Source organism: Acidovorax sp. (genome assembly GCF_022763525.1).
Classification (GTDB): domain Bacteria; phylum Pseudomonadota; class Gammaproteobacteria; order Burkholderiales; family Burkholderiaceae_C; genus Acidovorax.
In genome coordinates this window covers 1-7293 of sequence record NZ_JALEGG010000185.1, presented here as the reverse complement: position 1 = coordinate 7293, position 7293 = coordinate 1, and the positions used below count along the sequence as shown (strand labels likewise).

The following is a 7293-nucleotide window of genomic DNA, read 5'->3' as shown; positions in this document are numbered from 1 at the left end:
TGGCCAGCGCGAGTTTGTGTGTGCAGGCGCAGGGCTGCGTGCCACCCGACTGGGAGTCCACCGTGGAATGGGCGAGGGAGCATCCGGCGGTTGGAGAAGGCGATCGGTAAGATGCTTGACTTCCAGCTCCTGTGACGCACCGCCCGGCGCACATCGACCCGTCAAACTGGGCCTTTCAGGGCGGTGCACACGGCCGTCCAGGTTGTGCAGGTCACCCTTAAATCGCAAGGTTCCATCTCTTCTGGCAGCGCATGGTTTCGTTACGCATCATCCTTCGTTTGCGTGTTCCAGCTGTGGTGGTCGCGCTGGCCGCCTCCACGGCGATCGCATGCGACGACGGATCCACGCCCATCTTCAGCTGCGAAGCCTCGAATGGCCGCAAGTTCATTGAGCTGTGCGCTGCGTCTCCACCGTCCCTGGACGGATTCCTGGAATATCGCTTTGGCACCTTGGGCCGCGATGGGCAGGAGAAAGCGGTGGAGCTGGTTTTTCCAGCGCAGCGAGAAGGCTCGCTGGCCCAGTTCTTCGGTGCAACCTATACCTCCAAAGGGGTCTACACGCAGTCGGTGCGTTTTGGTACGGGCTCGCACGCCTACACCGTGTTCACCCGTGCCCGCGGAAGTCGGGACGAGGGGGCGGGCGTGGAGGTGAAGGCCCGCGCGTCCGGGAAGGTCACCACCATTTACTGCAGCGAGCGGCCTCGCTTCTACGTGTTTGAGCTCCAGGGCCTGCTGGCGTGCGATCCCGAAACACCGGTGGGGAAGGCGTGCATTCGTTAGGGCGTCTGTCTCCACGAACCGTCGCGTCGCATGTGCAGCGGCCTCGGCGGGCCGCCGCAGGCGTTTGCTAGATTGGCACCCATGCGCATTCCCTCGCGTCACATGCCCCCCTTCGAGCGCCGTTCATTGCCAGTCGGAGCGTGGCTGCTCGTCGCGGGCCTCGCGGCTGCCGTCGCCCATTTGGCGGTGACTCGCCCCGTGGCTTTTCTTGCGGTATCCGGTGGCGTGGCAGTGCTCGTCCTGCTCGCTCATCGGCAGGGCAGGCGGGAGCGACGCCAACTGCGCGCGCTGGCCTCGGCTCGCGAAGGTCACACGATCTGCGAGTTTGCGCGGGACTTCAAAGCACGCGAAGTGGACACCTGGGTCGTGCGAGCCGTCTACGAGCAGCTGCAGGGCCATCTCGCGGATGCTCACCCGTCGTTCCCCCTGCGAGCCGACGACAGGTTGAAGGAGGATCTGAGGCTCGACGACGAGGATCTGGACATGGACATCGTTCAAGAAATCGCATCCCGAACGGGAAGGTCCTTGGACGCCAGTGCTTCCAATCCTTACTTTGGCCGGGTGAGGACGGTGCGGGACCTCGTGCTGTTTTTTCAGAATCAACCGAGGCCGGGCCATGCGGCGAGCCGGCTGCGGCCTGCTGGCATCGTCCGGTGAGAGGGACCCATGACCGATCCGACCCTGACCTTTGCGACCCAGGAGGCATGGGATGCCTGGCTGGATCAGCACGGGAGTACCTCCTCGGGTGTGTGGCTTCGACTGGCGAAGAAGTCGGCCAGCGAAGCCACAGTGAGCTATGTCGAAGCGCTTGAGTGTGCGCTGTGCTACGGCTGGATTGACGGAAAGAAACAGTCCGAAAGCGCGCACTACTGGCTTCAACGCTTTACTCCACGAGCGGCCCGCAGCATCTGGTCTCAGATCAACAAGGAGAAGTCGCAAGCCCTGGTGGCATCCGGGCGGATGCGGCCGGCCGGCCTGTTGCAGATCCAGCGGGCCAAGGACGATGGCCGGTGGGAGGCCGCGTATGCGCCAGCCAGCTCGTCGACCGTGCCCGATGACCTGCAACGCGCGCTGGATGCCCATCCAAAAGCTGCCGAGTTCTTTGCAACCCTCAACAGCCGCAACCGCTACGCCATCCTGTTCCGGGTGCACAACGCGAAGAAGCCCGAAACACGCGCACGGAAAATCGCGCAGTTTGTGGACATGCTGGGTAAGGGCGAGGTGCCCTATCCCTGAAGTCCCAGGCTGGGCGCGCGGCCCAGTGGTTGCTAGATAGGGTGATTAGGTTGGCCGATCGCGCTTGATTTAAAAGCGGTTTAAGCTATCTAATTGATAGCAATTTTCCTCGCGCCAGTTCGCGACTGCTCATGTATGGGTGCGCACCCGGTGCCCCTGGTTGTCGCTCATCTCCAGGATCCACCACTGTGCCCCGGTGCGTTTGTCGATGAAGCGCATGTGCGAGGCGATGTCGGTCAAGGCGGCGCTGTCCGGGTGGAGTGGGCCTTGCACGTATTCCACGAGGTCAGCACCTTTCTCAGTGAACTCGAAGCCATCGTGGTCGAACTCGAACACCCGGCCCGCGCAGTCGCTGTCGGTGGCCATCAGGACGTAGTTGCCCGAGTGGGGCGTTTCGCCAATCACCAGGCAGTGGTCCACCCAGTCGGGCAGGAGGTCGTCGCGTTCCTCGTCGCCCAGGTGTTCGGTCCAGCCCTCAAAGGCCTCGCGCAGCACGGCCCATTCGGTGGGCGGGGCGATGTAACGGGCAGCGTCGCCGGTATCTGCGTCGTGGTACAGCAGCACGCTGCCGAAGGTGGCATAGAAGGCCGGCAGGCGGCCTACGTCGGGCAGGGGCGCGTCCAGCAAGGGGGCAGGGGGCTGGATACGGTGCTGAAAAGTCACCGTCTTGGTCTGCTGCGGCTTGTGGATGCGCTCGCAGTGGAACGCGCCCGTGTGCTCGGCAACGGCGCGGTGCAGTTCGGTCAGTGGCATGGTTCCTTGGTGCCGTGGTCAGAGGGCTTGATCAGGCGCGTGGCTGCAGCACCCGGCCCGGGTTCAGGATGCCCTGCGGGTCCAGCGCCTGCTTGATGGCGCGCATCATCGACAGCGCCACGGGCGACTGGTACTTGGCCAGCTTGTCCGCCTTGAGCTCGCCAATGCCGTGCTCGGCCGAGAACGAGCCGCCGAACTCGGCCACGGCTTCATAGACCAGGTGGTTGACCTGCGCTTCGTGCTCGCGCAGGAAGGCCTTGGCATCGCCCTCGGCGGGGGCCTGCACGTTGTAGTGCAGGTTGCCATCGCCCAAGTGGCCGAAGTTGACCAGGCGCACGCCTGGGATTTCGCGCTGCAGCACCGCGTCGGTGTGCGCCACGAAGGCGGGGATGCGCGAGATGGGCACCGAGATGTCGTGCTTGATGTTCAGGCCCTCTTCGGCCTGGGCCAGCGGAATGCTCTCGCGGATATGCCAGAGCTGGTGGGCCTGGGTAAGGTTCTCGGCCACCACGGCGTCGGTCACACAGCCCATTTCAAACGCAGTCTCCAGCAGAGCTTCGAACCGTGCGCGCGCATGTTCTTCGGATTCGCTGTCGGAGTTCTCCAGCAACACACACCACGGAGTGTTCTCATCGCCCAGGAAGGGCACGCGCAGCTGCGGCATGTGTTTGCCCACCAGGCTGAGCGCAAACTGCCCCATCACCTCAAAGCCCGTGAGGCCCGCGCCCAGCTGCTTGTGCGCCAGGCCCAGCAGGGCCACGGCATGCTCCATGGACGGCACGGCGGCCCAGGCGGTGAGCTTGGCGGCGGGCTGGGGGTAGAGCTTCATCGTGGCGGCAGTGATGATGCCCAACGTCCCTTCGCTGCCGATGAACAGGTCGCGCAGGTCGTAGCCGGTGTTGTCCTTGCGCAGGCCCTTGAGGCCATCCCACACGTCGCCCTGGGGCGTGACGACTTCCAGGCCCAGGCACAGCTCGCGCGCATTGCCGTAGCGCACCACCTGCGTGCCGCCCGCGTTGGTACCCAGGTTGCCGCCGATGGTGCAGCTGCCTTCGGCCGCGAGCGACAGGGGGAACAGCACACCCGCGTTGCGTGCCACCTCCTGCAGGTTCTGCAGGATGCAGCCGGCCTCCACCGTCATGGTGAGGTTATCGGTGTCCACGCTGCGCACCGTGTTCATGCGCGTGAGGCTCAGCACGATCTGCGTGCCCGAATCATCGGGCGTGGAGCCCACGGCCAGGCCGGTGTTGCCGCCCTGCGGCACGATGGATGTGCCGCTGGCGGCGCAGGCCTTGACCACGGCGGCCACCTCGGCGGTGCTGGCCGGGCGCACCACGGCCAGGGCCTTGCCGCGCACGCGGCGGCGCCAGTCCTGTTCCCAGGCGGTGAGGTCGCCTTCGGTGATCACATGGGCGGGGCCGACGATGGCGCGCAGGGTTTCGAGCAGTTGGGTCATGGCTAGCACTTTTTCAATGTGGTGAAGGTCGGGCGCCGGGCCCGTTTCAGGATGCGGCGGAGTTTGCGGCAGCGGCCGCTGCCCTAGCGTTGCGCTGGCGCAGCCGCACGTGCAGGGTGCACGCCACGAACAGCACCAGGCACAGCGCAATCTCCAGCCAGGCCAGCCATTGCGAGGGCGGCTGGTCGCTCCAGCCCCGCACCACGCCTTCGGTGAAGTACAGCCAGATCACCAGACTGACCCAGCGGTAGGTGTACATGCGGTTCTTGAGGATGCCCGCCAGCGGTATGCACAGCGGCAGCGCCTTGATGGCGAGCCACGAGCCCCCCGGGCGTACGGGTGCCAGTACCAGTTCCCACGCCAGGCACAGCGCGATCAGCGCGAGCAGGCTGCCCGTGGCGACCCAGCGCGTGGCGGCCACGGCGGGGTCGGCAGGGGAGGGGATTGGCACGGAAGGAGCGGCGGAGGATGCGGTCATGGGGCTGGCATCATATCGGCCATGGCTTTCTCCTTACAGGCAGTAGCGTCGCGCGTCGAGTCGCTGGCGGCAGAGCTGTCGCACTTCCCCTGGCGCACCACCGCGCAAACGCTGCGCGAGCGCTTCCGTGAAGACCATCTGGGCCTGACGGCCAGCAGCCTCACGTTCACTACCATCCTGGCGCTGGTGCCGTTCTTCACGGTGGCGCTCGCGGTGTTCACGGCATTCCCCATTTTCGGCAAGCTGCAAGACGCGCTGCAGAGCTGGCTGGTGACCAGCCTGGTGCCCGACAGCATTTCGCGCCAGGTGCTGGGCTACCTGAACCAGTTTGCCGCCAAGGCCAGCGGCTTGGGAGTGGCGGGCTTCTCGATCGTGATGGCCACGGCGCTGGCGCTGATCCTCACCATTGACCGCACGCTCAACGACATCTGGCGCGTGCAGCGCCTACGCCCGCTGGGCCAGCGCGTGCTCATCTACTGGGCGGCCATCACGCTGGGGCCGCTGCTCATGGGCGCCAGCCTGGCGCTTTCTTCGTATGTGATGTCGGCTTCGGGCGGGCTGGTCAAGCGCCTGCCGGATGGCGTGCACCTGCTGTTCGACTCGATCCAGTTCGTGGTGCTGGCGGGTGGCATGGCCGCGCTGTACCACTACGTGCCCAACACGCCGGTGAAGTGGCGGCATGCGTGGACGGGCGGGCTGTTCGTGTCGGTGTGCATCGAGATGGCCAAGAAGGTGCTGGCGCTGTACCTGGGCAAGGTGCCCACCTACTCCGTGGTGTACGGTGCATTTGCCACGCTACCCATCCTGCTGGTGTGGATCTATGTAGCCTGGGTCATCGTGCTGCTGGGCGCGGTGGTCACGGCCTACCTGCCCAGCCTGCTGGCGGGCGTGGCGCGCCGCGGCACGGTGGCGGGCTGGACGTTCCAGCTGGCGGTGGAGGTGCTGCAGCAGTTGCACCGCGTGCGCGACCAGCCCCTCAAGGGCCTGCGCCCCAGCCAGCTCGCCCAGCTGCTGCGGGTGGACGTGCTGCAACTGGCCCCAGTGCTGGAAGCCCTCACGGCGCTGGACTGGGTGGGCCAGGTGAACGACGCGGCAGTGGGTGCCTCCGACGTTCCCGAGCCCCGCTGCGTGCTGCTGGCCGTCCCTGGTGCGACACCGCTGGCGCCGCTGGTGCAGCGGCTGCTGTTGGATCGCTCAGCCACCCTGGCACCCTTGTGGGCGCATGCGCGCCTGGATGGCCTTCTGCTGCAGGACGTGCTGGAGGCGGGCGACGCTGCCTGACAGGCCGTCGCATCGATTCTGATGCTATACAAAATATAGCTGGTGACGCTTGATGGATAAGCGCTGGAGCCGATTTTTTCTTCAAGCGTTCGCCGCTGCCGCGACAACGGTCAGAACGGCACCTTGCCGGTCCACAAATCCTTGTACATCACCCAGTCGCCCATGAAGCTGTACAGCGGCCGCTTGAAGCTGGCAGGCTTGTTTTTCTCGAAGCCAAAGTGCCCCAGCCAGGCGAAGCCATAGCCGCACAGCAGGCCGTACAGCAGGTACTGGGGCTTGCCGGTGGCGATCAACATGGCCAGGCATACCAGGCTGAGCGTGGAGCCCACGAAGTGCAGCCGCCGGCAGGTTCGGTTGCTGTGCTCGGTGAGATAGAACGGATAGAACTCCGCGAAGGACTTGAAGGTGCGCGGGTCGGTGGCGGGTAGGGGGGCACTCGTGTCCATGGCTGTCTCCTGGTCATTGTCGTGCAGGCCCGGATCCCGGTGAGCGGGCCTCTGCTGGTTCGCGCTTTATACGCTCAAGTCCGCGCGGGTGGCGTGCCCGATTTGACAGTCGGTGTGGGGCGATGTTTTAATAAATCGACTAGTTGATCTATTAATAATCACGCCCCGGCTTTTGATTTTTCCCATGCGCACCGTCAATCCTGAACACCAGCAAGCCCGGCGCCAGCAGATCCTGGAGGCCGCCGTGGCCTGCTTCATGCGCAAGGGCTTCCATGCCACGCGCACGGCCGAGATCTGTGCCGAAGCCGGCATGAGCCCGGGCAACCTCTTTCACTACTTTCCGACCAAGGAGGCCATCATTGCCGCCATCGTGGAAGAGGATCAGCGGGAGACTGCCGAACGCTTTGCTGCCGCGGCCCAGGCCGACGCGCTGTACCCGGCTTTGATCCGCATCGTGGAGGACAGCCTGGCCCTGCTGACGGATCCGGTGTACACCCGCATCGGGCTGGAGGTGCTGGCCGAGGCGGTGCGCAACCCCCAGGTGTTTGCCTGTGTGGCCCGCAGCGAAGCCGGCCGCAAGGCGCAGCTCGCGCAGCTGCTGGATACCGCCGCGCAGCGCGGCCAAGTGCGTCTGGCAATGTCCCCCGCCCAGGCAGCGGACTGGATCCTGCTGCTGCTGGACGGCGCCTTTGGCCGCGCCATGGTGGAGGACCGCTTCGATCTGCAGGCCTACCGCAGTCTGGTGCTGGGTGCGATAGCCGCTGCCGTGACGCCGCTGCCCCAACCGCAGCCCGAAAGACCGCGGCCTAAAAGGCCCCGCGCCGCTTGACGCCACTGTCCACCCTCCGCTCCCGCACGCAGCGG

At 65.6% G+C, this 7293-nt stretch carries 9 protein-coding genes; 5 read left to right on the top strand and 4 right to left on the bottom strand.

Annotation, left to right across the window (positions count from 1 at the left end):
* The first annotated feature begins 278 nt into the window (after positions 1-278).
* The 3 genes from MRY84_RS14205 (at position 279) to MRY84_RS14195 (ending at position 2015) form a co-directional block, all read left to right on the top strand.
* The gene (locus MRY84_RS14205) at positions 279-779 is read left to right on the top strand and encodes a hypothetical protein (protein ID WP_291506365.1); all 501 of its coding nucleotides are present in this window, start codon (positions 279-281) and stop codon (positions 777-779) included.
* An 81-nt stretch (positions 780-860) separates the two neighbouring features.
* Positions 861-1436: a hypothetical protein gene (locus MRY84_RS14200; protein WP_291506364.1), complete on the top strand. Its 576-nt coding sequence runs from the start codon at positions 861-863 to the stop codon at positions 1434-1436.
* Between the two features lie 9 nt (positions 1437-1445).
* Positions 1446-2015 carry a YdeI/OmpD-associated family protein gene (locus tag MRY84_RS14195; RefSeq protein ID WP_291506363.1) on the top strand — a complete coding sequence of 190 codons (570 nt, stop codon included), beginning with the start codon at positions 1446-1448 and terminating at the stop codon, positions 2013-2015.
* A 129-nt stretch (positions 2016-2144) separates the two neighbouring features.
* On the opposite strand, the gene MRY84_RS14190 is transcribed toward MRY84_RS14195, so the two are convergent.
* Genes MRY84_RS14190 through MRY84_RS14180 form a run of 3 tightly spaced genes read right to left on the bottom strand, consistent with a single transcriptional unit; the run spans position 2145 to position 4702 of the window.
* Positions 2145-2768, bottom strand: coding sequence for a hypothetical protein (locus MRY84_RS14190; RefSeq protein WP_291506362.1), 624 nt, complete (start codon positions 2766-2768; stop codon positions 2145-2147).
* A 31-nt stretch (positions 2769-2799) separates the two neighbouring features.
* Positions 2800-4224 carry an FAD-binding oxidoreductase gene (locus MRY84_RS14185; protein WP_291506361.1) on the bottom strand — a complete coding sequence of 475 codons (1425 nt, stop codon included), beginning with the start codon at positions 4222-4224 and terminating at the stop codon, positions 2800-2802.
* 46 nt (positions 4225-4270) lie between these two features.
* Positions 4271-4702, bottom strand: coding sequence for a DUF2069 domain-containing protein (locus MRY84_RS14180; protein WP_291506360.1), 432 nt, complete (start codon positions 4700-4702; stop codon positions 4271-4273).
* 21 nt (positions 4703-4723) lie between these two features.
* On the opposite strand from MRY84_RS14180, the gene MRY84_RS14175 reads away from it, so the two are divergent.
* Positions 4724-5983, top strand: coding sequence for a YihY family inner membrane protein (locus MRY84_RS14175; protein ID WP_291506359.1), 1260 nt, complete (start codon positions 4724-4726; stop codon positions 5981-5983).
* Positions 5984-6093: 110 nt separating this feature from the next.
* On the opposite strand, the gene MRY84_RS14170 is transcribed toward MRY84_RS14175, so the two are convergent.
* On the bottom strand, positions 6094-6429 hold the full coding sequence (locus tag MRY84_RS14170) for an Mpo1-like protein (RefSeq protein WP_291506358.1): 336 nt from the start codon (positions 6427-6429) through the stop codon (positions 6094-6096).
* 184 nt (positions 6430-6613) lie between these two features.
* On the opposite strand from MRY84_RS14170, the gene MRY84_RS14165 reads away from it, so the two are divergent.
* A complete protein-coding gene (locus MRY84_RS14165; protein ID WP_291506357.1) occupies positions 6614-7258 on the top strand; it encodes a TetR/AcrR family transcriptional regulator in 645 nt (214 codons plus the stop codon).
* The last annotated feature ends 35 nt before the right edge of the window (positions 7259-7293 follow it).